21 protein-coding genes are annotated in these 24,816 nt (G+C 66.1%); 8 read left to right on the forward strand and 13 right to left on the reverse strand.

Annotated elements, in window-relative coordinates:
* Positions 1–100: 100 nt before the first annotated feature.
* The 4 genes from speE to CGK74_RS04630 form a co-directional block, all read right to left on the reverse strand.
* Complete coding sequence (speE, locus tag CGK74_RS04620; RefSeq protein WP_206186175.1) at positions 101–985, reverse strand: polyamine aminopropyltransferase; 885 nt, start codon at positions 983–985, stop codon at positions 101–103.
* Between the two features lie 3 nt (positions 986–988).
* The gene (gene speD / locus CGK74_RS19015) at positions 989–1,375 is read right to left on the reverse strand and encodes an adenosylmethionine decarboxylase (RefSeq protein ID WP_206186176.1); all 387 of its coding nucleotides are present in this window, start codon (positions 1,373–1,375) and stop codon (positions 989–991) included.
* Between the two features lie 116 nt (positions 1,376–1,491).
* Positions 1,492–2,262, reverse strand: a complete 771-nt coding sequence (locus tag CGK74_RS04625; protein ID WP_094267299.1) for a TSUP family transporter — start codon at positions 2,260–2,262, stop codon at positions 1,492–1,494.
* Positions 2,263–2,284: 22 nt separating this feature from the next.
* A complete protein-coding gene (locus CGK74_RS04630; protein ID WP_240498612.1) occupies positions 2,285–3,052 on the reverse strand; it encodes a methyltransferase domain-containing protein in 768 nt (255 codons plus the stop codon).
* Positions 3,053–3,381: 329 nt separating this feature from the next.
* Between CGK74_RS04630 and CGK74_RS04635 the strand changes: the two genes are divergently transcribed.
* The gene (locus tag CGK74_RS04635) at positions 3,382–4,758 is read left to right on the forward strand and encodes an NAD(P)/FAD-dependent oxidoreductase (protein WP_094267301.1); all 1,377 of its coding nucleotides are present in this window, start codon (positions 3,382–3,384) and stop codon (positions 4,756–4,758) included.
* Positions 4,759–4,849: 91 nt separating this feature from the next.
* Here CGK74_RS04635 and mnmE read toward each other — a convergent pair whose 3' ends face one another.
* Genes mnmE through rpmH form a run of 5 tightly spaced genes read right to left on the reverse strand, consistent with a single transcriptional unit; the run spans position 4,850 to position 8,569 of the window.
* The gene (mnmE, locus tag CGK74_RS04640; RefSeq protein WP_094267302.1) at positions 4,850–6,208 is read right to left on the reverse strand and encodes a tRNA uridine-5-carboxymethylaminomethyl(34) synthesis GTPase MnmE; all 1,359 of its coding nucleotides are present in this window, start codon (positions 6,206–6,208) and stop codon (positions 4,850–4,852) included.
* Entirely contained in the window at positions 6,180–7,844 is a 1,665-nt protein-coding gene (yidC, locus tag CGK74_RS04645) for a membrane protein insertase YidC (protein WP_094267303.1), read from the reverse strand. Before yidC ends, mnmE begins: the two co-directional genes overlap by 29 nt.
* Positions 7,845–7,864: 20 nt before the next feature.
* The gene (yidD, locus tag CGK74_RS04650; RefSeq protein ID WP_048707180.1) at positions 7,865–8,074 is read right to left on the reverse strand and encodes a membrane protein insertion efficiency factor YidD; all 210 of its coding nucleotides are present in this window, start codon (positions 8,072–8,074) and stop codon (positions 7,865–7,867) included.
* Positions 8,071–8,496, reverse strand: coding sequence for a ribonuclease P protein component (gene rnpA, locus CGK74_RS04655; RefSeq protein WP_338056362.1), 426 nt, complete (start codon positions 8,494–8,496; stop codon positions 8,071–8,073). The genes yidD and rnpA overlap by 4 nt, the downstream gene beginning before the upstream one ends.
* Positions 8,435–8,569 carry a 50S ribosomal protein L34 gene (rpmH, locus tag CGK74_RS04660; protein ID WP_002926183.1) on the reverse strand — a complete coding sequence of 45 codons (135 nt, stop codon included), beginning with the start codon at positions 8,567–8,569 and terminating at the stop codon, positions 8,435–8,437. The genes rnpA and rpmH overlap by 62 nt, the downstream gene beginning before the upstream one ends.
* A 279-nt stretch (positions 8,570–8,848) precedes the next feature.
* Here rpmH and dnaA point away from each other — a divergent pair, with 279 nt between their 5' ends.
* From dnaA to gyrB, 3 genes are all read left to right on the forward strand, one after another.
* Positions 8,849–10,321 (forward strand): chromosomal replication initiator protein DnaA, encoded by a 1,473-nt coding sequence (gene dnaA / locus CGK74_RS04665; protein WP_094267305.1) that lies wholly within the window; start codon positions 8,849–8,851, stop codon positions 10,319–10,321.
* Positions 10,322–10,370: 49 nt separating this feature from the next.
* On the forward strand, positions 10,371–11,480 hold the full coding sequence (gene dnaN, locus CGK74_RS04670) for a DNA polymerase III subunit beta (protein ID WP_094267306.1): 1,110 nt from the start codon (positions 10,371–10,373) through the stop codon (positions 11,478–11,480).
* 61 nt (positions 11,481–11,541) lie between these two features.
* Positions 11,542–14,037, forward strand: a complete 2,496-nt coding sequence (gyrB, locus tag CGK74_RS04675) for a DNA topoisomerase (ATP-hydrolyzing) subunit B (RefSeq protein WP_094267448.1) — start codon at positions 11,542–11,544, stop codon at positions 14,035–14,037.
* A 322-nt stretch (positions 14,038–14,359) separates the two neighbouring features.
* Here the strand turns inward: gyrB and CGK74_RS04680 are convergent, their stop codons facing one another.
* From CGK74_RS04680 to CGK74_RS04690, 3 genes are all read right to left on the reverse strand, one after another.
* On the reverse strand, positions 14,360–15,970 hold the full coding sequence (locus CGK74_RS04680) for a diguanylate cyclase (RefSeq protein WP_165770039.1): 1,611 nt from the start codon (positions 15,968–15,970) through the stop codon (positions 14,360–14,362).
* Between the two features lie 132 nt (positions 15,971–16,102).
* Complete coding sequence (locus CGK74_RS04685) at positions 16,103–17,053, reverse strand: aldo/keto reductase (RefSeq protein ID WP_094267307.1); 951 nt, start codon at positions 17,051–17,053, stop codon at positions 16,103–16,105.
* Between the two features lie 35 nt (positions 17,054–17,088).
* Positions 17,089–18,438 carry an NTP/NDP exchange transporter gene (locus CGK74_RS04690; protein WP_206186177.1) on the reverse strand — a complete coding sequence of 450 codons (1,350 nt, stop codon included), beginning with the start codon at positions 18,436–18,438 and terminating at the stop codon, positions 17,089–17,091.
* A 253-nt stretch (positions 18,439–18,691) separates the two neighbouring features.
* Here CGK74_RS04690 and CGK74_RS04695 point away from each other — a divergent pair, with 253 nt between their 5' ends.
* On the forward strand, positions 18,692–19,957 hold the full coding sequence (locus tag CGK74_RS04695; RefSeq protein WP_094267308.1) for an OprD family outer membrane porin: 1,266 nt from the start codon (positions 18,692–18,694) through the stop codon (positions 19,955–19,957).
* A gap of 79 nt (positions 19,958–20,036) precedes the next feature.
* Here the strand turns inward: CGK74_RS04695 and CGK74_RS04700 are convergent, their stop codons facing one another.
* A complete protein-coding gene (locus CGK74_RS04700) occupies positions 20,037–21,983 on the reverse strand; it encodes a hypothetical protein (RefSeq protein ID WP_133091775.1) in 1,947 nt (648 codons plus the stop codon).
* A 197-nt stretch (positions 21,984–22,180) separates the two neighbouring features.
* Between CGK74_RS04700 and CGK74_RS04705 the strand changes: the two genes are divergently transcribed.
* From CGK74_RS04705 to CGK74_RS04715, 3 genes are all read left to right on the forward strand, one after another.
* Positions 22,181–23,095 carry a methylated-DNA--[protein]-cysteine S-methyltransferase gene (locus CGK74_RS04705; RefSeq protein WP_094267310.1) on the forward strand — a complete coding sequence of 305 codons (915 nt, stop codon included), beginning with the start codon at positions 22,181–22,183 and terminating at the stop codon, positions 23,093–23,095.
* Positions 23,092–24,003, forward strand: coding sequence for a bestrophin family protein (locus tag CGK74_RS04710; RefSeq protein WP_094267311.1), 912 nt, complete (start codon positions 23,092–23,094; stop codon positions 24,001–24,003). The genes CGK74_RS04705 and CGK74_RS04710 overlap by 4 nt, the downstream gene beginning before the upstream one ends.
* Before the next feature lie 75 nt (positions 24,004–24,078).
* Positions 24,079–24,780: a hypothetical protein gene (locus CGK74_RS04715; protein WP_240498613.1), complete on the forward strand. Its 702-nt coding sequence runs from the start codon at positions 24,079–24,081 to the stop codon at positions 24,778–24,780.
* Positions 24,781–24,816 lie beyond the last annotated feature (36 nt).

Raw genomic sequence — 24,816 nt, forward strand, 5'->3', positions numbered from 1 at the left:
CAGCGGAACGCTGTTGTGGACTGCCGTGAGCGCGACGGGGCGCAGCGGGAGATGAATTCACTTGGAACCTGGTACGGGCGGCACGCGTCGCCGGCCGCACTCAGGCCAGCAACGCGCGCAGATGGTTGGGAAGCGCAAATTGCGCGCAATGAACGGCGCCATTGTAATGTTGAAGGCGGGCAATCCGGCGCTCGGCAAGGCGCCGCTCGACCTCATCGGCACTCAAGGCACACGGATCGAGCGCGTCTGAGGCCGTCGCCAAACCCCACAGGCTGCCGTAGAGCGGAATGTAGAGAAAATACGGGCTGACCAGCCTGAACACGCGCCGCAAACGCTGAACGAGTTCGCGCACACGCGCAGGCTGGAATACCGGCGGGCCGATGTGCAGGCTCAAGGCGCCCCCTTCGGCCAGCAACGCACGGCAAGCGCGAAAGAATGCCTCCGAGTACAGCGCCTCGGCCGGCCCCACCGGGTCGGTCAGGTCGAGCACGATCAGGTCATAGCGGTCCCCGGCAGCAGGACCGTCTGTCGACACATACTTCATGCCGTCGCCGATGCGGATCTCGACCCGTGGATCATCGAGCGATCCGTGATGCACCGCTTCGAGATAACGGCGCGAGATGTCCACCACCTTCTCGTCGAGCTCGGCAATCACGATGCGCTCGATGCTCTGGTACTTGAGCAGTTCCTCCGCCGATCCGCCATCACCGCCACCGACGATCAGGGCCGTGCGCAGCCCCGCATGGGCGATACCGGGCACATGGATCAGGTTCTCATGGTAGAAGAACTCGTCACGCTCAGAGGTCATGAAACAGCCGTCGAGGCGGAACAGCCGACCAAATACCGGGGTCTCCCAGACCTCATACTCCTGCCATTCCGAACGCCCCTTTTCGAGCAGGCGGCCGGCACTGTAGAAGAAACCGGCTTCCTCGCTCAACTGCTCCGCAAGAACGCCGTCCTGTGCAAGTACGAAGCGGTGGCTCATGGTTCAGACCTCAACGGGCAGACGCCCGCGGACAACTTGATGCTCTACGCGATCTTCAGGCTCAAGGGCCTCGATCACGCGCGCATACACTGCACGGGCCCGATCGCTGTTGTTGCGCGAGAAGTTGCAGACGTACACATCAAGTGTGACATCACCACTTTCCGGCCAGGTATGAATGGCCAGATGGGATTCTGCGAGCACGACAGTACCCGTAACGCCGGCGGGCTCACCCCGTTCATCCCGGAACTGATAGAAGTACGCGCCCAGCGGCGTCAGTCCGGCGGCGCGGCACTCCTCCACGCACAGCGCCTCCAGGCGCTCGCACTCGATCATCAGAGGCTGGGCGGGGTTGCAGCGATACAGATCCGCAATGAGGTGAAGTCCGTTCATATTCCGATGCCTTGGGACGATGAATAGGACGGGCGATTCTAGCACGCCGGGGGGTCGTAATATTTCCGCAAACATACCCGCACGTATGTTCCACGTGAAACACAGCGGGATCGAGATCAGCGCAGGAAGGTGTCGTACGCCAGCTTTGCGATCAGAACGCTCACCACCGCAAGAAACATCTTGCGCACGAAGCCGGTTCCATGGCGCATTGCCATCCGCGATCCGACCACCGAACCAGTCAGGTTGCACGCCGCCATCACTGCGGCGAGCTTCCACATCAGTTCGACATTTCCGGCGAAGTACGCAATCGCGGCGACGTTCGTCGCAACATTCAGGATCTTGGCAGTAACGGATGCCCGCAGGAAATCCATGCCGAGAAAGCGAATGAAGAGAAAGATCAGAAAGCTGCCCGTACCCGGCCCAAAGAAGCCGTCGTAGAAGCCGATCACCGCGCCAATCCCAACAGCGAGGCCCGCAGATCGCGCACCGTGTGCGGGCTCGGTCGAGATCGCGCCCAGATCCTTCCGCACGAATGTGTAGATCGCGACGAGGACCAGCAACATCAGGATAAGCGGGCGCAGGATCGCCGGATCCAGGAAGGCCACCGCCTTCGCGCCAAACCACGAACCGATCAGCGCGGCCGCCGCACCGGGGCCCGCCACAGCCCAGGGAATAGCCACCCTGCGGCTGTACTGGATCGCGGCGCTCGTTGTGCCGACGATACTCGCCAGCTTGTTCGTCCCGAAAAGCGTTGCCGGTGCGGTAGCCGGGTAGGCCGTAAAAAGCGCCGGCAACTGGATCAACCCTCCGCCACCGACGATCGAGTCGACAAAGCCGGCGAACAGCGCAGCAATCCCTAGCGCCAGGAAAAGAAACTCGACTTCCATCAGGATTGTTTCACGTGAAACGTCAGCGCGTTCCCGAGCCGATCATGAAGAGACGTTTGAAAGGGAACAACACTTCGCCCCCTTCGCGGAGCGGATACGCGCGCAACAGCTCGTCCCCGAGCTTCGCGAGAAAATCAGTGCACTGCCTCTCATCCAGTCGTACCAGGTAGGGCACCAGCGTCGTGCCGCGCAGCCACTCCAGCACGGCGTTCTCGCCCTGCAGTCGCTGCCAGTAAACCGTCTCCCACAGATCTACCTTGCCGAACAGCGAGGTCAGCACCGACCAGTAGCGCTCGACCGCCATCACCGATCCCATCCGTGCGCCCGCCAGGTACGGCTCCCATCCCGCGTTGCTCGCCAGCCCGCGAATGATGCGGTGCGACGGCGCATCGAAGTTCGCCGGCATCTGCACGGCCAGCACGCCCCCGGTTGCGAAGTTCGCCGCAAGCCGAGGGAACAGGGCCTCATGGTCATCTAACCAGTGTAGCGCGGCATTGGAAAAGATCAGGTCGACAGGCGCTTCTGCCTGCCAGTCCGCGATATCCGCAGCGACCCACCTCAGATCAGGGTAGGCCGAAGCCGCACGCGCCAACATCTCGGCGGACGAATCCACCCCGGTGATCTCGGCAGCCGGCCATCGCTCGGCCAGCAGGGTCGTGACTGTCCCCGGCCCGCACCCCAGGTCAACCACGCGCCTGGGACTGTCGTGCGTGACGCGCGCGAGCAGATCAAGCGCCGGACGCAAGCGCAGATTGTCGTACTTCAGGTAGCGCTCAGGCTCCCAGCTCACTTTCAACTCCATCCAGACCGGCCACCGACTGGCAAACGCCAGGCACCCAAACGACGCTGCGACGCACAGCCATCATGCTCCGGGCGTCCCGGCATTGTGCCAGTCGACCCACCCTCCGTCACGCCTCGCCTCGGCCGACTACTTACGGCATCATCCCTACCGCACTGCGCCGGCCGCACGCCGGTCCAGTCCGGACCCACCATGCCGATCTTTACATCGGCGGTCCGCCTCGCCGCCTCGGGCGGCAACGAACCGGCAGGCCCTTACGCCCTGCTCATTAAGCCCCGGCGGCATCCCGCGCCGGGGCGGCTGACGAAACGGGAGCAATCATGACCCAGCAAACTTCACACTCGCGCCGGCGCTTTCTCGCCGCCGCCGGCGGAATCGCGGCTGCCGCCGCGGCACCCTCGCTCGCCCAAGGCGCCTCGCCTTCGGCCGACGCCACACGCACCCTGCCCTTCCTGATCGGGCGGTCGACCGACACCCTGGCGCCCCGCGGCAAGAGCCCGCGCGTCGTCATCTGCGGCGGCGGCTGGGGCGGCGTCACCGCTGCCAAGTATCTTCGCCAGTACGCGCCCCATCTTGAAGTCGTGCTGCTCGAACGCAACCCGGTCTTCTTCTCCTGCCCGATGAGCAACAAGTGGCTGGTCGATGCGGTGGACACACAGTTCCTCACCCATGACTACCTCGGCGTTGCAGAAAAGTATGGCTACCGCTTCATCCAGACCGAGATTCTCGAAATCGAGCGCGATCGCAAGGCGGTCGTCACCGCCGCCGGCAGTGTCCCCTACGACTACCTCATCATTGCTCCGGGCATCCGCTACAACTACGAGGCGTGGTTCGCCAACGACCGGCGCATGGCCGAAGCGACGCGTGCCCGCTTCCCCGCCGCCTACATCCCCAACGCGGAACACTTCCACCTGAAGCACGCGCTACAGTCCTTCAAGGGCGGCGACCTGGTCATGACCCTGCCCCCGCCGCCACAGCGTTGCCCGCCCAGCCCCTACGAACGCGCCTGTCTGATCGCTTCGATGTTCAGGCAGAAGAAGATTCCGGGCCGCATCATCATCCTCGACCACAAGGACGGCGTGCGCCCGATCGGCCCGGGCTTCCGCGCGGCGTTCGAGGAACTCTACAAGGACATCATCACCTACGTGCCCAACGCACACATCGAGGAGGTCGATCCCTTCGCCAAGCGCATCAAGACGGCCGCCGGTGACTTCGACTTCGATCACGCCATCCTGATGGCTCCCCACCAGGCCGGCGACCTCGCCTGGAAGGCGGGCGTCGTGCCACAGCCCGGCTCCGGGCGTCCCGGCGGCTGGGCCGATGTCGATCCGCTGTTCCTGCACGACCGCAACGACAAGGATGTCTATGTCATCGGCGATGCGGTCGGCTTCGTGTCGCCGCAGTTCGCCTTCTACCCGAAGGCCGGGCACGTGGCCAACCGCCACGCCCGCATCGTCGCGCGCTACATTGCCGAACGCGAAGCCGGGCGCGAACCGAGCTACATCCTGCCGGACAATCTCTGCTACATGATGGTGAACACCAACCCGCAGGAAGGCATCTCGGTGCAGTTCGACTACAAGGTGAACGACCAGGGCATCATCGAACAGACCCAGTTGGACTTCAACGAGCGCTCGCCGGCCACGATTCCGGAGGACTTCAACTGGGCACGGCTGATCTACGAAGACATGTTCTCATAAGTCCACACGGCCGCAGAACGCCCCCAAAGACAAAGCCCGCACGCAGCGGGCGTTGTTTCATGTCTCGGACACTGCACGCCAGCGCGCAGCCTCACTTGCCGATACAGAAACGCGAGAAGATGACCCCCAACAGGTCGTCCGCAGTGAACTCGCCGGTGATCTCGCCCAGGCTTTCCTGCGCCAGCCGCAATTCCTCCGCAAACAGCTCGAGGGCCGCCGACTGCGTCGCAGCCTCATCCACGTGCGCCAGCGCTGCACGCAAGGCGTGAAGGTGCCGCTCGCGGGCCAGGATGACATCCTCGCCATGCGCGTGCCAGCCAGCGATGCGCAACAACTCCGCGCGCACCAGGTCCATGCCGTCTCCGCTTCTTGCCGACACCTGCAGGCGGACCTTCCCGCCCTCCTCGGAACGGCCCGGCACCAGGCCGCACAGGTCGATCTTGTTGGCGACGGTGATACGCTCAGCGCCTTGCGGCAGGCGGGCATCGATTGCCTCAAGCGCGGCATCCGTGGTCGCCACGCTCGCATCAACCAGCCGCAGAATCACGTCGGCGCGCTCTATCTCACGCCAGGTGCGCTCGATGCCGATGCGCTCGACCGTGTCGGCGGTCTCGCGCAGGCCGGCGGTGTCGATGATGTGCAGCGGGATGCCCTCGATCTGGATCGTCTCGCGCAGCGCATCACGCGTCGTGCCGGCAATGTCGGTCACGATCGCACGGTCTTCGCCGGCGAGCTGATTGAGCAGGCTGGATTTGCCGACATTGGGTTCGCCCACGAGCACCACATTAAGGCCGCTGCGCAGCAGCGCGCCCTGACGCGCGCGGTCGAGCACGCCTACGAGGTGTTCGCGGATCTCGTCGAGCCGCGGCATCGCGCGCGCGCGCTCGAGGAACTCGATCTCCTCTTCCGGAAAGTCCAGCGTCGCCTCGACCAGCATGCGCAGGTCGATCAGCGCATCGACGATGCGACGGATCTCTTCGGAAAATCGGCCGGACAGGGAGCGGACCGCCGAACGCGCTGCCGCAGCAGTCGAAGCCTCGATGAGGTCGGCCACGCTCTCGGCCTGGGCCAGGTCCAGCTTGCCGTTCAGGAAGGCGCGGCGGGTGAACTCGCCGGGTTCGGCCAGGCGGGCGCCCAGCTCCAGACAGCGCTCGAGCAGCATCCGCATCACCACCGGGCCGCCGTGGCCCTGCAGCTCGATCACGTCCTCACCCGTAAAGGAGGCCGGGGAGGGAAAGTACAGCAGGATGCCTTCGTCGATCGCCGCACCGGCGGCGTCGAGGAAGGCGGTAAACACGGCCCGGCGCGGTAGCGGCTCCCGGCCGCAAAGCGCCGTGGCGAAATCGCTTAGACGGGGGCCCGAGACACGGACGACACCGATGCCGCCGCGGCCCGGTGCCGTCGCGACGGCAGCGATCGTGTCAGGCGCTCTTGCCGGCAGCCTTTCCACTCTCGATCATCCGCGTGATCTGCCACTGCTGGGCGATCGACAGCACGTTGTTGACAACCCAGTACAGCACCAGGCCGGACGGGAACCACAGGAACATGAAGGTGAAGATGATCGGCATCGCCATCATCACCTTGGCCTGGATCGGATCCGGCGGCGTCGGGTTCAGCTTCATCTGGATCAGCATCGACGCGCCCATGATGACCGGCAGGATGAAGTACGGGTCCTTGGCCGAAAGATCCTGGATCCAGCCCAGCCACGGTGCGTGGCGCATCTCGACACTGCCCAGCAGCACCCAGTACAGCGCGATGAACACCGGGATCTGCACCAGGATCGGCAGGCAGCCACCGAGCGGGTTGATCTTCTCGGTGCGGTAGAGATTCATCATCTCCTGCTGCATCTTGGCCTTGTCGTTGCCGTACAGCTCCTTCATGCGCTGCAGGCGCGGGCCAAGCACGCGCATCTTGGCCATCGACTTGTAGCTCGCGGCCGACAGCGGGAAGAACACGGCCTTGATCGCCACCGTGACCAGGATGATCGCCCAGCCCCAGTTGCCGGTCAGGCTGTGGAACCACGACAGCACCCAGAACAGCGGCGCGGCGATGACCGTCAGCCAGCCGTAGTCCACCACCAGGTCGAGACCCGGGGCGATGCCTTCGAGCTTGTCCTGCTCCTGCGGACCCGCATACAGGCGCGTGCCGACGGAGGCCTCGGCGCCCGGCGCTATCGCGGCCACCGGCATGATGAGGCCTGCCGAGTACAGGTTGTTGCCCAGGGAACGGGCAAAGTACTCGCGCTGCGTGCCCTGCTCCGGCAGCCAGGCGCTGACGAAGTAGTGCTGCACCATCGCCACCCAGCCATCACTGGCAGTCTTCACGAACTTGGCATCGCCGTCCCGGATGTCCTCGAAATGCACCTTCTGGAACTTGCCGGCATCGGTGAACACGGCCGGGCCGGTGAAGGTGGTGACGCCGAAGGCCTCGACCTGCTCGGCGGGGTTGCCGTCGCGGGTGAGCTGGAAGTAGGCGTGCGGCGTGATTGCCTGGTCGCTGCCGTTGCGGATCTCGTACGCGACGTCGATCAGGTAGCTGCCGCGCTGGAAGCTCATGACCTTGGTCACCTGCAACCCGTTCTGCTCGGGCGCCTGCAGGCGCAGCACGACACGATCCTCGCCATCCTTCAGCGACAGCTCGGAGGCAGGCAGCGTGAACAGCGTCTTGTGCGTCGGCAGCCCCTCGCCGATCAGGCCCGACTGGGCCGCGTACTGGTGGCGCGTGGTGCCGTCGTCGAGCAGCACGAAGTTGGCATCGGCCTCACCGCTGGCCCTGTGCTGCTTGAGCTCTAGGCGGACGATGTCGCCACCCAGGGCGGAGACTTCGGCGCGCAACAGGTCGGTCTCGACCACCACGCGCGGCGCGGCGGCCGTGGCCGCCTGCTCGCCAGGCACGGCGCTCTGCCCCGCCCCCAGACTGGCCGACGGCGTCGGCACCGAACCATCGGCATTGGCAGTGGCGGCAGCGCCAGCCGCTGCGGTCGCCTGCGGCGCCGGTTGCGGATTGTTGTGCTTGATCCAGCCTTCCCACAGCATCACCAGCGAGAAGGAGAAGACCAGAAAGAGGATGAGGCGGCGTTGATCCATCGGATTCGTTCTATCTCAGGTCAGGGAACGGGATCATACCCGCCCGGATTGAAAGGGTGACAACGCCCCACCCGCTTGGCCGCGAGCCAGCCGCCGCGCAACGCGCCATGGCGCTGCACCGCTTCAATCGCGTACTCGGAACAGGTCGGGTGAAAACGGCAATTGCGCCCCAGCATGGGACTGATCGCGTAGCGGTAGAAGCGCAACAGGGCGATCAAGACGGTTTTCATTGCCGGGGCAGCCTTTGGAACAGAGCGAGCAGGTCCTGGTTCATCTCTGCGCGTGTCGCCGTGGCGACGGACGCGTGCAGGCGGACGACCATGTCGACCGCGGGCAGCGATTCGCGGTTGCGCCGAAAGCACTCGCGCGCGATGCGCTTGACCAGGTTGCGCGTGTTGGCGCGCTTGGCGAGCTTCTTGGCGACCACCACGCCGAGTCGGGCCGTATCGAGGCCGTTCGGACGGTAGTGAAGCATGTAGAAGCGGCCACGTAGGGCACGCCGAAAAGCAAAAACGGATGAATACTCATCCGTTTTGTGCAATTTGTGAGCGCTGCGGAAACTCTGGTCAGCGCTCGTGAGCTGCGTCACCTCAGACGGCGAGGCGATGACGGCCCTTGGCACGACGTGCGCGGATGACCGCACGGCCGCCACGGGTCTTCATGCGAACCAGAAAGCCGTGGGTGCGCTTGCGACGGACAACGGAGGGCTGATAAGTGCGTTTCATGATCGACTGCCAGTGTTAGGTCAAACGCGAGAGTTAAATGGATAATCCCATGTTTGTCAATAACAATTTTTGGGACACCCTGTGGATAAGTCACCCCCGCGGGGTTAGAATGTCGGCTCTTTGAGCCTCGCCGTCAAGGCGGACGTCGCCAAGCCGACGTCGAGAGGCCGCCCATGCAGCACCCTCAGACAACACACACCACAAGCCGGTTCGCCGCACACCACAGCGTGTCCGCCGTGCCGCTTGAATACATTGCCGCACATTTATTCCGAAACCGCCGTGACCGAAGAACTCTGGCCTTTCTGCCTGTCGCGCCTTGAACAGGAGCTGCCCCAGCAGCAATACAACACCTGGATCAAGACCCTGCGGGCCGAAGCCGGCGAGGATGGCACGTTCCGGCTGATCGCCCCCAATCGCTTCGTCCTGCAGTGGGTTCGCGAGCGCTACCTGAGCCGCATCCACGAACTGGGCGAGACGTTTACCGGCGGGCCGCTGCAGATCGAACTGCAACTGCCGCCCGTCAGCGCCACGCGCGCCAGCCGTCCGGCCACGGCCGCCCCTGCGGCCGCTGCCACGCCTGCACACACCGCACCGAGTGCGCCCGACGCTGCCGAACCGCCGGCTGCCGTTGAAACCGCGGCGCAGCCGCACGCCGCCCGCGCCCCGGCCGTCGTCACCCGCCGCGAATCAGAGCCCGCCGCGGCCGCGTCCGGTCTCGAACTGGCCTACGAAAAGACCCGCCTCAACCCCGACTTCACCTTCGACACTCTGGTCACCGGTCGCGCCAACGACCTCGCCCGCGCGGCCGCCATGCAGGTGGCGCAGAATCCGGGCACCTCGTACAACCCGCTGTTTGTCTACGGCGGCGTCGGCCTCGGCAAGACCCACCTGGTGCACGCCATCGGCAACGCGGTCTTCAAGCACAACCCGCGCGCAGTGGTGCGCTACGTGCACGTCGAGGACTACTACGCTGACGTCGTGCGCGCCTATCAGCAGAAGAGTTTCGACGCGTTCAAGCGCTACTACCGCTCGCTCGACATGCTGATCATCGACGACATCCAGTTCTTCAATAACAAGAACCGGACGCAGGAAGAGTTCTTCCACGCCTTCAACGCACTCACCGAAGCGCGCAAGCAGATCGTCATCACCTGCGACACCTATCCCAAGGACATCCAGGGCCTGGAAGACCGCCTGATCTCGCGCTTCGACTGGGGCCTGACCGTGCAGATCGAGCCGCCCGAGCTCGAGATGCGCGTCGCCATCCTCAAGAAGAAGGCCGAGGCGCTGCGCGTTCTGGTCGATGACGACGTCGCCTTCCTGATCGCCAAGAACCTGCGCTCGAACGTGCGCGAACTCGAAGGCGCGCTCAACAAGGTCGTTGCCTACGCTCGCTTCCACGGCCGCCAGATCGGTCTCGAGGTGGCCAAGGAGGCGCTCAAGGACTTGCTGCACGCGCACAACCGCCAGCTGTCGATCGAGCACATCCAGAAAACCGTGGCCGACTACTACAAGATCAAGGTCGCGGACATGCATTCCAAGAAGCGCACGCGCGTCATCGCACGTCCGCGCCAGGTGGCGATGTGGCTGGCCAAGGAACTCACGCCGATGTCGCTGCCGGCCATCGGCGAAGCCTTCGGCGGCCGCGACCATACCACTGTCCTGCACGCCTGCCGTACCATCACCGAGCTGCGCCTCGGCGACCACCAGCTCAACCACGACGTCCACGTGCTCACCCAGGTCCTGCGGGGCTGAGCCAGACCAATCCTTCGATCAACCCAACGACCTGATCTGACCTGACGCCATGCTCCTGCTCACCACCACCCGCGATGCGCTCCTGGCCCCGCTGCAGTCGGTTGCCGGCATCGTCGAAAAGCGCCACACGCTGCCGATCCTGTCCAACGTGCTGATCGAGAAGCGCGGCGATCAGCTCACGATGCTCGCCACCGACATCGAGATCCAGATCCGCACGACCACCGGCGGTCACATCGGCGGCGAAGACGTGTCGATCACCGTCGGCGCACGCAAGCTGCAGGACATCCTGCGCGCCCTGCCCGACAGCGGCGACATCAGCCTCACGCTCGACGACAAGCGCCTCACCGTCAAGGCCGGCCGCAGCCGCTTTCAGCTGCAGACCCTGCCCGCCGCCGACTATCCGCGCCTGTCGCCGCCCGACGAGGCCGCCGCACGCATCACCGTCAGCCAGCGCACCTTCAAGCGCCAGCTCGCCCAGGTGTCGTACTCGATGGCGCAGCAGGACATCCGCTACTACCTCAACGGCCTGCTGATCATCGCCGACGGCAGCGAACTGCGCATGGTCGCCACCGACGGCCACCGCCTGGCCTACGCCGCGTCCGACCTCGAGGCGCCGGTGACGCCGCGCACCGAAGCCATCCTGCCGCGCAAGACCGTGCTCGAGCTCGCCCGCCAGCTCGCCGACAACGACGACCCGCTGGAGATCGTGCTCGCCGGCAACCAGGCGGTGTTCCGCTTCGGCCCGATCGAGCTCGTCACCAAGCTCATCGACGGCAAGTTCCCCGACTACGAGCGCGTGATCCCGCAGGCCCATCCCAAGCTGGTCAACTTCGCCCGCCAGCCGCTGCTGGCCGCGCTGCAGCGCGCCGCGATCCTGACCAACGAGAAGTTCCGCGGCGTGCGCATGGTGCTCGAGGACGGCGTGCTCAAGATCGTGTCGACCAACGCGGAGCAGGAAGAGGCGCTCGAAGAGCTGGAGATCGACTACCAGGGCGACAAGCTCGACATCGGCTTCAACGTCACCTACCTGCTCGACGTGCTCAACAACCTCTCCTCCGAAACGGTCGACTGGCGCTTCAACGACGGCAACTCCAGCGCACTGATCACGCTGCCGGGCAACGACAAGTTCAAGTACGTCGTGATGCCGATGCGTATCTGATCCGGCAGAAGGCGAAGGCTTCACCGCAGTACCCCGTTCTTTACGAATCACCGAGATGACCATGTCCGAACCGCAAAACACGCCGGCCCCGCAAGGGGGCAACGACTACGACGAATCCAGCATCCAGCAGCTCGAAGGGCTGGAGGCCGTGCGCAAGCGCCCCGGCATGTACATCGGCGACACCTCCGACGGCACCGGCCTGCACCACATGGTGTTCGAGGTCGTCGACAACTCCATCGACGAGGCCCTGGCCGGCCACTGCGACGACATCGTCATCACCATCCACGCCGACAACTCCATCTCGGTCACCGACAACGGCCGCGGCATCCCGGTCGGCGTCAAGATGGACGACAAGCACGAACCCAAGCGCTCGGCGGCCGAGATCGTCATGTGCGTGCTGCACGCCGGCGGCAAGTTCAACCAGAACAGCTACAAGGTGTCCGGCGGCCTGCACGGCGTGGGCGTGTCCTGCGTCAATGCGCTGTCGAAGTGGATGCACGTCACCGTCGCCCGCGACGGCAAGCGCCATCTGCTCGAGTTCGAGCGCGGCAAGCCACAGAACCGCGTCATCGAGGTCGTCGACGGCGTCGAGGTCAGCCCGGCGCGCGTCATCGGCGAAACCACGAAACGCGGCACCAAAGTGCACTACCTCGCCGACGAGGAGATCTTCGGCACCGTCGAGTACCACTACGACATCCTCGCCAAGCGCCTGCGCGAGCTCTCCTTCCTGAACAACGGCGTCAAGATCCGCCTGATCGACCAGCGCACCGGCAAGGAAGAAGATTTCGCCTTTGCCGGTGGAGTGAAGGGCTTCGTCGAGTACATCAACCGCGCCAAGACGGTGCTGCACCCCAACGTGTTCTACGCCCAGGGCACCACCCGTATCCCCACCGGACAGGGGCACGACGCGGAACTCACCGTCGAAGTGGCGATGCAGTGGAACGACAGCTACCAGGAACAGGTGCTGTGCTACACCAACAATATCCCGCAGGCCGACGGCGGCACCCACCTCACCGGCCTGCGCGCGGCGATGACGCGCGTCATCAACAAGTACATCGAAGAAAACGAGATCGCCAAGAAGGCCAAGGTCGACATCACCGGTGACGACATGCGCGAAGGCCTCGCCTGCGTGCTCTCGGTCAAGATGCCCGACCCCAAGTTCGCCAGCCAGACCAAGATGAAGCTGGTGTCCTCGGAAGCGCGTCCGGCGGTGGAAGAAGTCGTCGCCAACAAGCTCGGCGACTTCCTGCTCGAGAACCCGATCGACGCCAGGACCATCTGCAACAAGATCGTCGAAGCCGCCCGAGCCCGCGACGCCGCCCGCAAGGCGCGCGAGATGACGCGCCGCAAGGGTGTACTCGACGGCGTCGGCCTGCCCGGCAAGCTCGCCGACTGCCAGGAAAAGGACCCCGCGCTGTGCGAGCTCTACCTCGTCGAGGGTGACTCTGCAGGCGGCTCGGCCAAGCAAGGCCGCGATCGCAAGTTCCAGGCGATCCTGCCGCTCAAGGGCAAGATCCTCAACGTCGAGAAGGCGCGCTTCGACAAGCTGCTGCAGAGTCAGGAGATCGCCACCCTGATCACCGCGCTCGGCACCAGCATCGGCAAGGACGACTACAAGCCCGAGAAGCTGCGCTACCACCGCATCATCCTGATGACCGACGCCGACGTCGACGGCGCGCACATCCGCACCCTGCTGCTCACCTTCTTCTACCGCCAGATGCCCGAGCTGGTCGAGCGCGGTCACATCTACATCGCGCAGCCGCCGCTGTACAAGATCAAGCACGGCAAGACCGAGATCTACATCAAGGACGACCACGAGCTCAACGGCCACCTGCTCAAGCTCGCGCTCGACGGCGCCAGCCTGACCCCGCGCGAAGGCGCCGCGCCCATCGCCGATGAAGCGCTCGGCGGCCTCGCCCGCAGCTACCTGCTCGCCGAAGCCGTCGTCAGGCGCCTGGCCAGCTACATCGACCCCGAAGTGCTGCAGGTCATGCTGGCGCACGACCTGCAGGTCAGCCTCGACGACGAAGCCGCCGCCCGGGCTTCCGCCGAACGTATCCAGCCCCATCTGCCCGAAGGCCTGCAGATCTACGCCGAATACCACGAAGAATCCGAAGGCTGGCGCCTCACCATCGAGCGCCTGCACCACGGCAACCGCAAGTTCGGCTGGGTCGAGCACGACTTCCTCGTGTCCGGCGACTACCGCAGCATCCGCAACGCTGCAGAAGCCATCAGCGGCCTCATCGGCCCCGGCGCCGAGATCCGCCGCGGCGAGAAGCGCCAGGCGGTCACCCGCTTCGCGGATGCCATCACCTGGTTGCTGGCAGAGGTCGAACGCGGCCTCAGCAAACAGCGCTACAAGGGCCTCGGCGAGATGAACCCCGAGCAGCTGTGGGAAACCACCATGGACCCCGCCGTGCGCCGCCTGCTGCGCGTGCAGATCGAGGACGCCATCGCCGCCGACGAGATCTTCACCACGCTGATGGGCGACAACGTCGAACCGCGCCGCGCCTTCATCGAGAGCAACGCGCTGTATGCGCAGAACATCGACGTGTGAGCTGTTGTAGCAGCGACCACAAACTGGCAAATGGCTAGCCAATTTTTGGCAGACGGCCAGCAAAGGGCGGGCGAATCCGGCAGGGTTCCCCGCCCTTTCTACATCCGACTCATCCTACGAATGACTGGTTCGAGGGGTCGCGACGGTTCTGCCTTCAAACCAGAAATGGATACAAGCCAGCCCCTCAGTTTCGCGCACCAATCACGACGATCATTCGGATGCATTCCGCACCAGCCACAGTTCCAGCGCTTGGCGTGCGGGCGCCTGATCTCATGGGCGCGCTGGAGCACGAGTTCTATGCGCTGCGCCCCACGCCCAAACCTCACGCAACCGCGAACTCCACCCGATTCCGCCCCAGGCGCTTCGCCTGCAGCAGCGCACCGTCCGCCGCTTCGGTCAGCCCGGCCGCAGCATCGACCTCTGGATAGACCGAAATCCCCGCGCTGAAGGTGGCGTACAGCGCTCCGCCGGGATACGCATGCGGCAACGCGGCGAAGTCGGTCCGGATGCGGTCGATGACGGTTCGCGCCATTTCGGGGTCGACACCGGGGAGGGCGATGATGAATTCCTCGCCGCCGTAGCGGCCGATCAGGTCGGTGGCGCGCAAGCGGGCCTTCAGCAGCCAGGCGAGGCCGCGGATGACCTGGTCGCCCACCGGGTGGCCGTAGGTGTCGTTGATCGACTTGAAGTGGTCGATGTCGATCATCGCCACCGTGATGCGGGCCGGATCGGCCGCCGAAGCGACCATGGCCTGCAGGCGCGCCTTGGCGGCGGTATGGTTGAGCAGGCCGGTGAGGCCATCGACCCGGCTCGAGCGCTGGGTTTCGCGGAAGCGGGCAATCTTGGTCTTGACGACCGCGGCGAGCAGCACCGGGTTGAAGGGCTTGATCAGGAACTGGTCGCCGCCGAGGCGCAACGCCTCGACCTGCATGCCGATATCGGACTCGCCCGACAGGTAAACGATCGGGATCGACTGGTAGGCCGACATCTGGCGCAGCACGCGCGTGGCCTCGACACCGTTGAAGCGCGGCATGTGCATGTCCATCAGGACCAGGTCCGGACGGTAGCCCTGCAGCGCCTCGAGCAGGGTGCCGGGATCACCGATCGCCTGGCTGTCGATGCCGTGTTCGGCCAGCGTGCGCTGGATCAGCGCGGCCGCGACCCGCGAATCCTCGACGACCAGCACCCTGTGCTTCTCCTGTTCGTGCGTCTGCACCAGATCGAGGATGCGGTTCAACACCGTCGCGGACTGCTCCTCGGCGGGAATGGTCACATCGATTCCGGCACGCATCAGCACCACGATCGGATCGATCTCGGACCGTACCCCCAGGAAGAACAACTGGCTCGCCGGACAGGCCGCGCGGATCTGCTCGATGCGGGCCAGTTCCTGCGGCTGCGTCGCCGCATGGCCGGGCACGAACAGCACGGCGAGCGGAACCTCGGTCTGCGGCAGCGCGCAGTCCCAGCACAGCTGGAAGACCTGAAACCCGAAGTACTGCAGCTGGCGGCTGAGGCCGTCGCCCAGTTCGTGCCCGTTGGCGTCCGCCACGATCCAGATCGAGCGGGGCTTGACCCAATCGATCTCCTTCAGGGCCGGCGCAGACTCCTCGGTGCGTCGCACCGGCGTCGGCGCACGCGACGTGCTGACCGAGCCCAGCAGCGTATCCAGCTGGCGTTGCAGCGACAGCGTGTCCTGCTGCGACAGCGGGTGGCCGGACTGGTCGCCCAGCTTGGCAAGCGCAGCGTTCTCAAGGCCTTCGCAGAGCCGCACCAGTCCCGGCAGACGCAAGCGATTGAAGTGCTCGGCCAGGCTGTTGATGGCAACCGCGAACTCGATGAAGTGCTCGAAGCTGCCGTCGGCGACGTAGCACTCCCAGCGGGTGCGCAAAACGTAGAGTCGGTCCTCGACAGAGGTGAGCGGCAGGCTGGACATGAGATGAGCTAGGCGAGCAATCACGCATTATGGCCATCCCCAACAGGTGGCACAAGCCAGTCCAGCGGCATCGCCAAGCAAAGCGCCGCTGCAGGCATTTATCACGAAATACAGGATGTTGCGGGGCAGACTTCAGAGACCTTCGACCAGCGCAATCATCCGCCGCCGCATGTCCGCATCCGGCAGCGCACCCAGCGCGCCGCCCAGGTTGTCTATCATGTGGCGCGCCTTGCTGGTCGCCGGCGTGGCTGCAGTCACGGCCGGATGCGACAGCACGAACTTGAGGAAGAACTGTGCCCACGAGTGCGCATCGAACTCCGCTGCCCACTCGGGCACCGCCTGGCCGCGCACGCGCTCCCACAGCCGCGTGCGGCCGAAGGGCGCATAGACCAGCACACCCACGCCGCGGTCCTGCGCAAGCGGCAGGATGCGTTCCTCCATCGTACGATTGTCGATCGCGTAGTCGATGCCGATGAAGTCGATCGGCTCGCGGGCGAGGATCTGCTCCAGCTCCGCATACTGGCGCGGGAAGGTCGTGGTGACCCCGATGTAGCGCACCCGCTTGTCGGCACGCAGGTCCTTGAGCAGGCCAAGCTGGGTTGGCACATCGCCGAGGTTGTGCACCTGGATCAGGTCGAGCACCGGCTTGCCCACGCGCTGGAACGAGGTCTCGAGTTGCGCCCGCGCCGCCGCGGCGTCGGCCCGCCCGCCACCCCAGCCCGCCACGTTGAGCTTGGTCGCCCAGAACACCTTGTCGGTGATGCCGAGATCGGCGGCAACGCGCCCCGCCACCGCCTCCGACGCACCGTAGGACGGCGCGGTGTCGAACACCCGCCCGCCATGCTCGATCAGCGCCTGCAGCACCTCGCGCACGGCTGCGACATCCTCGCTGCGCGCCACCTCGGCAAAGGTGGCCGAGCTGCCCAGGCCCACTGCGGGCAGGCGCTCGCCGGACCCAGGAATGGCGCGGGTAATGAGTTCCAGCTTCCTGTCCGCATCCGCGGCCAGCGACGGGACGCTCTTCATGCCGAGCGCGACGCCGGTGGCGACGCACAGCTTCAGGTAATCACGGCGGGAGATCATGTCGGGTTCCTCCAATAGGATCTGGTTCCGAGGCTTCACGGTGAGGACCGCGGCAAGGCGGTCCGCGCCCGGTCCGCCCTTCCTGCGGCGGGCGAATCGGCCACGGCGGCGGCCATGTTCTGCTGGGTGCGCCCCAGCCACAGCGCCAGCACGGCCCACATCAGCGCCAGCGGCACGGCGACACTGGCCAGCGCAGCCAGCCCCATGCCCAGCCGCCCGAGCAGGCCTTCGAGCTGCGCGCCGATCACGTCGCCGCCGCGATAGATGAAGGTGTCGATGAAGGCCTTCGCCTTGTACTTTTCCTCGCGGCGCAGCACGGTGAACAGCGTCTCGCGCGCCGGTCGCATCAGCGCCCGCTGCACCGCGCGGAAGCTCGCCTCGAAGGCGATCAGCGCCGCCAGCGAGCCGACCATCGCCAGGCCGACGAAGCCGAGCGCGGTGGTCAGTGGCAGCAGGGCGAGCGTCACCGGTACCCCCACCCACTGCATCAGCCGGCCGGCCACCAGCGCCTGCAGCAGCAAGGTGGCGACCTGCGTGATCAGGTCGATGCGCGCGAACATCGTGGTGCGCAGGTCGAGGTCGTCGCCCAGCTCGGCCACCATCTGCAGCCGGGTGAAATAGAGGAAGGTCGCCATCACCGCGAGAATCACCACGTAGGCCGCCATACCGAGCAGGTAGCGCGAGCCAAACACCGCCCGCGCACCCGCCCAGGCGCTGCCGCCGATGGGCGCATGCGCATCTACCGTGGTCGCCATATCGCCCTGCGCCGCGGCAGGGGGCAACGGCCGGACGCGCGCGATGCCCCATGCCGCCCCCAGACCGGCCGTGAGGAAGCCGGCCGAGATCAGCAGCAAGGCCGGCGTACCCAGCGGGGCGGCCAACTGCGAGGCCAGCCACGGCCCGGCGATCGCCCCCAGCGTGCCGCCGACCGCGATCAGGCCGAAGAAGCGCTTGCCCTGCTCGAGCGTGAAGCGGTCCGCCATCAGCGCCCAGAACACCATCGTCGCGAACAGGTTGAAGACACTGAACCACACGTAGAACACCTGGCCGCTGACCACGCCCACCGCCTCGGGCGCCAGCACCAGCAGCAGGAAGAAACCCACCAGGCTGCAGGCGAAGAAGGCGTAGGTCGCGGAGATGAACTGCAGCCGCGGCAAGCGGCTCACCAGCCAGCCGAACAGCGGATTGACCAGCAGCGCCACCACGGCGGTACCCATGAACAGCCAGCGCACCGCATCGATACCACCACGCAGGCCGAGCGCCTCGCGCGCCGGACGCAGGATCATCAGCGCCACCAGCACGCAGAAGAAGAACAGCACCGCCAGGCAGACCGGCAGCGCTTCGTCGCGGCGGACATCGAACAGGCGCTGCAGCCAGGTCTTCAAGGGCAGGGGGCCTCCGCAGGGGTGGCGGGATGGTGCCCCACCACGTTTCCACTGGACCGGCATTCGCGCGTCGAGTTCGCGCGCCAACCCGACGGCCCAGTCCGGGCGCGCGCTCCGGGGGCGGCCGACACAAAGTGATGCAATCCCGCCACACCGTCCTGCAACCGCTGCCGAGGAGTGCGAGAATCCGCGCCGCACGCGCCACGCAAGGCGCGCCCGATCAGAAAACAATCAACCTACAGGACCACACAACATGTCGAACAAGCTCGCCGCTTTGATCGTATTGGGACTGGCAAGCGCAAGCCCGGCGCTGGCCGCCGGGCAGGCCGATGCCAAGGGTTTCGTCGAGGACAGCTCGCTCGACGTGCTGCTGCGCAACGCCTACATCAGCCGTGACTACAAGCAGGGCCGGCAGGACAAGGCCGAATGGGGCCAGGGCGCCATCGCCAACTTCAGCTCCGGCTTCACGCAGGGCACGATCGGCGTCGGCATCGACGCCTTCGCCGCCTACGCGGTGCGCCTGGATGGTGGCCGCGGCCGGGCCGGCGCGGGCGGTATCGACTTCTTCTACCAGAATCCGACGACCGGCGAAGTGGATGACGACCTCGCCAAGGGCGGCGCCTCGATCAAGCTGCGCCTGTCCAACACCGTGCTCGCCTACGGCGACCTGCGCCCGTCGCTGCCGGTGCTCAACCACGACAACTCGCGCCTGCTGCCGGAAAGCTACACCGGCACCATGATCACCTCGTCCGAGATCGACGGCCTCGAGCTGACCGCCGGCACCTTCCACGCCCAGTCGCGCAAGAGCGACGAGGGCCGTGACAGTGGCGGGCTGAAGAGCATTGACGTGATCGGCGGCAGCTACAAGTTCAACGACGCGCTGAGCGCCTCGGTGTACGCCTCCGACGTCGAGGACGTGCTCAAGCGCCAGTACCTGAACCTGAACTACACGATGCCGATCGCCAGCAACTCGCTGACCTTCGACTTCAACGGCTACCGCACGAAGTACGACGAGGAATTCGACGCGAACGAAAGCAAGAACCGCATCTGGAGCCTGGCCGCGACCTACGCCACCGGCCCGCACGCCTTCACGCTGGCCTATCAGCGCAGCAGCGGCGACGTTGGCTACGACTACGGCTTCTACCAGAACGCCGGCGGCATCGGCGACGGCGGCGGCTCGATCTGGCTGGCCAACTCCTACTGGTCCGACTTCAACGGCAAGGACGAGCGCTCCTGGCAGCTCAGCTACGCGGTCGACTTCGCCCAGTACGGCTTCCCGGGCCTGAGCTATCGCGTCGCCTACGTGCGCGGCAGCGACATCGATGCCGGCACCACCCGCAACGGCAAGGAACGCGAGTTCTTCAACCAGCTGTCGTACACCGTGCAGAGCGGCGCGGCCAAGGACCTGAATGTCCGCCTGCGCGCATCGGCATTGCGCGTCTCCGACAACGCCCGCGACTACAACACCTCGGGCAACGAAGTCCGCATCTTCGTCGACTACCCGTTCAGCGCCTTCTGAGCCTGAGCGCAGGCGCAAGGCCGGCCGATCCCGGCTCCGCCTGCGCCAACGCCGGGCTGCGGTCACGCGGCCCGGCGCCCTAGTCGTCCATCCAGTTCTTACCCGGCTTGCCCCAGTCGTACTCGTCGAACTTGCCCACCGGGTAGTCATACGCGGTCTCGTACGCCAGGAACTCCTCGTCGCCGTTGATGTTCCTGAAATCCTCGTGATCGCCCCAGAAGGTCTGGAACTTCGGCACGACGAAACCCATCTCGTGCTCGAGCCGGTCCGGGACACCGTCGCCGTCGACATCCTCACGCGCCCGTTGCTCGTCGGACTTGCCGCTCCACCAGGTATGGTGGTGGTTGAAGTGGGCGAACTCGTGCAGGACGATGACCGCGAAGGTGTCGATGTGGGTGAAGGTGAAAAGCTGGTAGGTCTCCAGCGTTGAGCGATCCCCGCGGCTGACGCGCGGTACGGTCAGTGCGAACTGGCGGTCGAGCTTCGCCGTTAAGTCGCAGATGTGGATGGCCTTGTACAGGTGGTCCGGCTTGTAGATGGCCATGACGTGTTCACCGGCGCACAGGTCGAACGCGGTGCCACCGAACTCCAGCCGCACGTTCTGTCCCATCGGCAAGGCCGCAGGCGTCTGCCGCCAGTAATAGAACCAGTTGCGGTACTTGCCTTCGGGGTTGTTCATGGCGTCGCGCGGGTAGAAGAGCTTCACCTCGCGACTGTCCTCCACGCTGCAGGCGCCCACCTGCACGCGCGCCGTGACGGTCTTGGGGCCGAAGGCCTTGTAGTCCTCCGGCAGGCCTTGATAGATCACCTGCAACCGGGCGCCGCGCGGCGTTAGGGAGGCCGATGCCGGCACGGTGCTGCGCGTCGAGCCCGGCATCTCGGGCACGATCCATTCGATCGAATCGGCGAGGCGCGCCGGCTCCACCCGCGCCTCCAGCTCCAGCGCCAGCCGGTTCGAGTGCTCCGGCAGCGCGTACTCGTCGCTGAAAACGTGGCGGCTCTGCTGCTCGGGCTTGACGATCTGGATGCGCACGTCCGGCGCCTGCTCGCACACCGCCGTCGGCGGCGCCTTTCCGGCGAGCCGCAGATACAGCGTCAGGGTGGAGCCCGCCCGACAGCCGGGTGCGGGGCCTTCCGACCGGCCGATCTCCTGGCGCAGCACGATTTCGCCGCGCTCGAACAGGGTCTCGAACTCCACCCGGCTGAGTGTCCAGCGCGCGTCGGTACATCCGCTCGTCAGGCGGGTCACGTGGTCATTGCCGGGAAAGTCAATCCGGGCGGCGCTGGCCTCGATCTCGATCCGCCCCTCGTCCAGCGTGCTCGCATTCACCACCTCGGCCGAGAAAGCCGGGTAGCGTTCGCCCTCATCGACCTCGTGGCTGAAGAAACTGGCCCAGCGCGTGCACACCTGCGGCGAACCCGAACTCCAGCGCGTGCATTGCTTGCCCATCACCGTCGGCACCCGGATCTCCGTCGACAGCGATTCGAGCTCGTAGTCCTTCTGCTCCAGGAAGCGGCCGCTGCGCGGATCGTAGCTGTGCAGCACCATGAGGTTGCCGACGAAGGCCTCACTGATGGTGTACTGCAGGTCCGTCTTGAGCTGGTTGTAGAACTGCTCGCGCGCACCGCCCTCCACCACCACCTGCCCCTCGACGGCCACGGCTTCGACGATCTGCGGCCCGTCCGAACCGGCCGGGAGACTGCCCAGCATGGCCCGCGCCTGGCGATACTGGCTGTTGATGATGTCGCGCCGGCGCGCCATCTCGGCATCGGGCGTGGCCGCAGGCTGGATGGATGCGGGACGCGTGCCGGTCACCGCCCCCGCCGCGCGGTTGGCCTCGTCGAGCTGACGCATCGCGTCGCGATACTGCTGCAGGCCCGCGCCCTCCATCTGTTGCTGCAGCTGGCGCAGTTGTTCCTGGAGCTGCGCCGCGGACTGCGCGTGTGCCGCCGCACACCCCACGCCAAGGGCAAGCAGGGCGCACCTGCCCGCCGTGGCGGCTAAACCTCTGAGAGTGGCCTTCATCTCCAGCCTCCGTCCGAAGAGCCCCGGGGGCCGTGCGCACTGCATCGCGCACCCGCATGCATCCGGTATCGGCCCTGCGTCGATGGGCGTTACGTCCCCATTCTATCCTCGGGTCCGCAAGAATCGGATTGATCGCCCGCAACAGGCTGACATACTGCAGGCACACGCTGGCGCAGCCATCCGGAGTACCGCCGACCATGCCACCTGTCGAAGACGCCTCGCGTCACTATGCACGCGTCGCCAAGGCCATCGCCTTCATCCGGGCGCACGCCCGCGCACAACCCACACTTGAAGAAGTCGCGGCGGCGGTGCATCTCAGTCCGCAACACCTGCAGCGCGTCTTCGCCGAATGGGCGGGGATCTCACCCAAGCGCTTCCTGCAGTTCCTGACCAAGGAGTACGCCCGCGGCCGGCTCGCCGCAGCCGACACGCTGACCGTGGCCGAGGCCGCCGGCCTCAGCAGCACCAGCCGCCTGCACGACCTGATGGTGAGCTGCGAGGCGATGACGCCGGGCGAGATCCGCGCCGCCGGCCGCGGCATCGACATCGGCTACGGCTTCGCCCCCACGCCGTTCGGCGATGCGCTGCTCGCATGGACGCCGCGCGGCGTGTGCCATTTCGCCTTCGGCGCCGCGGCCGACCCCCGCCTGCTCGACGCACTGCGGTCGCGCTGGCCCGCGGCCACGCTCGTGCATGACCCGGTGCAGGCCGACGCGCTGGCGCAGCGGATCTTTCCACGCACGCTCACACAGGGCCGCATTCATCTGGTGTTGCGCGGCACGAATTTCCAGATAAAGGTCTGGGAGGCCCTGCTGCGTATCGAACCCGGCCAGGTCCTGAGCTACGGGCAGCTCGCCCGCCAGGCGGGCAGCCCGCGTGCCGCACGCGCCGTCGGCAGCGCCCTGGCGGCCAACGCCATCGGCTTCCTCATCCCCTGCCACCGTGTGCTGCGCGAAGGCGGCGACATCGGCGAGTATCGCTGGGGCAGCGAACGCAAGGCGGCCATGGTCGCCTGGGAAGCCAGCCGCGCATCGGCAGCACACGAGGCCCTTCAGGGGCGCGAAAACCTGCCAGAATCCCGCTTTGCCCGTTTGCCCCACCCCTCACCGTGATCGTTCGTCCCCGTCCGCACTGGATCCACCTGCTGTTCGTCCGTCGCGGCTCGCTGATTCACCGCATCTTCTGGCAGCAACTCTTCGTCTTCCTGTTGTCGTGCGCGGTCTTCGTGGTGCACGGCGAACTGTTCCACTGGAAGGTCACGCTGACCGCCGCCCCCTTCTCGCTGATGGGCGTGGCGCTGGCGATCTTCCTCGGGTTTCGCATCAACGCCAGCTACGACCGCTACTGGGAGGCGCGCAAGCTGTGGGGCAGCGTGCTGATCGCCACCCGCAACCTCGCGCGGCAGGCACTGACACTCAACACCTTCGGCGACCAGTCACGCGCCTTCGTCCTCGGCCTGGTGGCCTTCGCCACCGCGATGCGCAACCAGCTTCGCCGGCAGCCCAACGACAACGGGCTCGAGGGCCTGCTGCCCGATGAGGTCCGTTCGCGCCTGGCCGACGCACGTTCGGCCCCGACCCTGATCCTGGTGTGGCTGGGCCAGTGGCTTGCGGAACGACGCGAGGCCGGCCAGCTTTCACCGATCCTTGCCCAGCATATGGAAGCCGGGCTGGACGACCTGTCCGCCGCGCTGGGCGGCTGCGAGCGCATTGCCAACACCCCGCTCCCTTTCACCTACTCGGTAATCCTGCATCGCAGTTCCTACTTCTACTGCATGCTGCTGCCCTTCGGCCTGGTCGATTCGATCGGGATGATGACACCGCTGGTCGTGGCCTTCGTGTCCTACACCTTCTTCGCGCTCGAAGCCCTCAGCGACGAGATCGAGGAACCCTTCGGCACCATGCCCAACGACCTGGCCCTCAACGCCATCGTCGCCGGCATCGACGCCAGCCTGCGCGAAATGCTGGGCGAGACGCCACCGCCGGCGCCGCAACCCGACGCCGACTTCGTGCTGCGCTGAGCGGCCAAAGGCTGCAGGGATTCTTGCGCACTCCGTGCCGTATTCGGCAAGCGCCAACGGCACGATGGCCGCAAGATGCGTGAAGCCCACGTTCCCGAGCGCCGCGCGATGTCCAGTGCCAACGTCAAAGCCCGCATCTCCTTCGATTTCGATCTCCAGGTTCCTCCCGCCCTGCTGGCGCTGGAGCACGATGCCCTGCTGAAGGCCCTGCACGCCGCGCTGGGGTCGACCGTGGTGCAGGGGATGCCCACGGTATCCGCCAAGCAGCTCGGCAAGAGCGGGATCGCCCTGGTGCGTCACCACTACCATCTGGACGCTGCAAAGCTCGGCATGCAGGCCATCCCGCGCGGACTGCTGGTCACGGCCGCGCCGCACCTGACGGACGCCGAACTCGACACGCTCGCAAAGTCGATGGCGGGCAAGACACCGAACTCGGAAGACGAGACCCGCCGCCTGCTGCGACGCAAGGCGCTGGCGATGGTGTCCGAGCTGCGCACCGTGGAATGCACCGTGATCGCGCGACTCAGCTCGGGCGCCACTGCCGAACTGGCAGCCACGCTGAACCTCGCCAATGGCGGCGTCATCGTCGCCGAAAAGGATCGCCAGCAGCGCCTGCAGTCCAACCAGGGGCTCGTGCCGATCCGTGTCGATCGCGCCGGCGCCACCCTCAACGCCACCTTCTCGGGCCAGACCATCTCCGGGCCGGTGCTCGGTGTCGAGGTCGCCGAGATCGCCGCCCACCGCGACGCGCTGATCACCGCCTGGCAGTCGCGCTGAGCCGGCACAGCCGCCCGCTGTCATCATCCGGAAACA

The organism is Thauera propionica (genome assembly GCF_002245655.1).
In the GTDB taxonomy this organism is placed as follows: Bacteria; Pseudomonadota; Gammaproteobacteria; order Burkholderiales; family Rhodocyclaceae; genus Thauera; species Thauera propionica.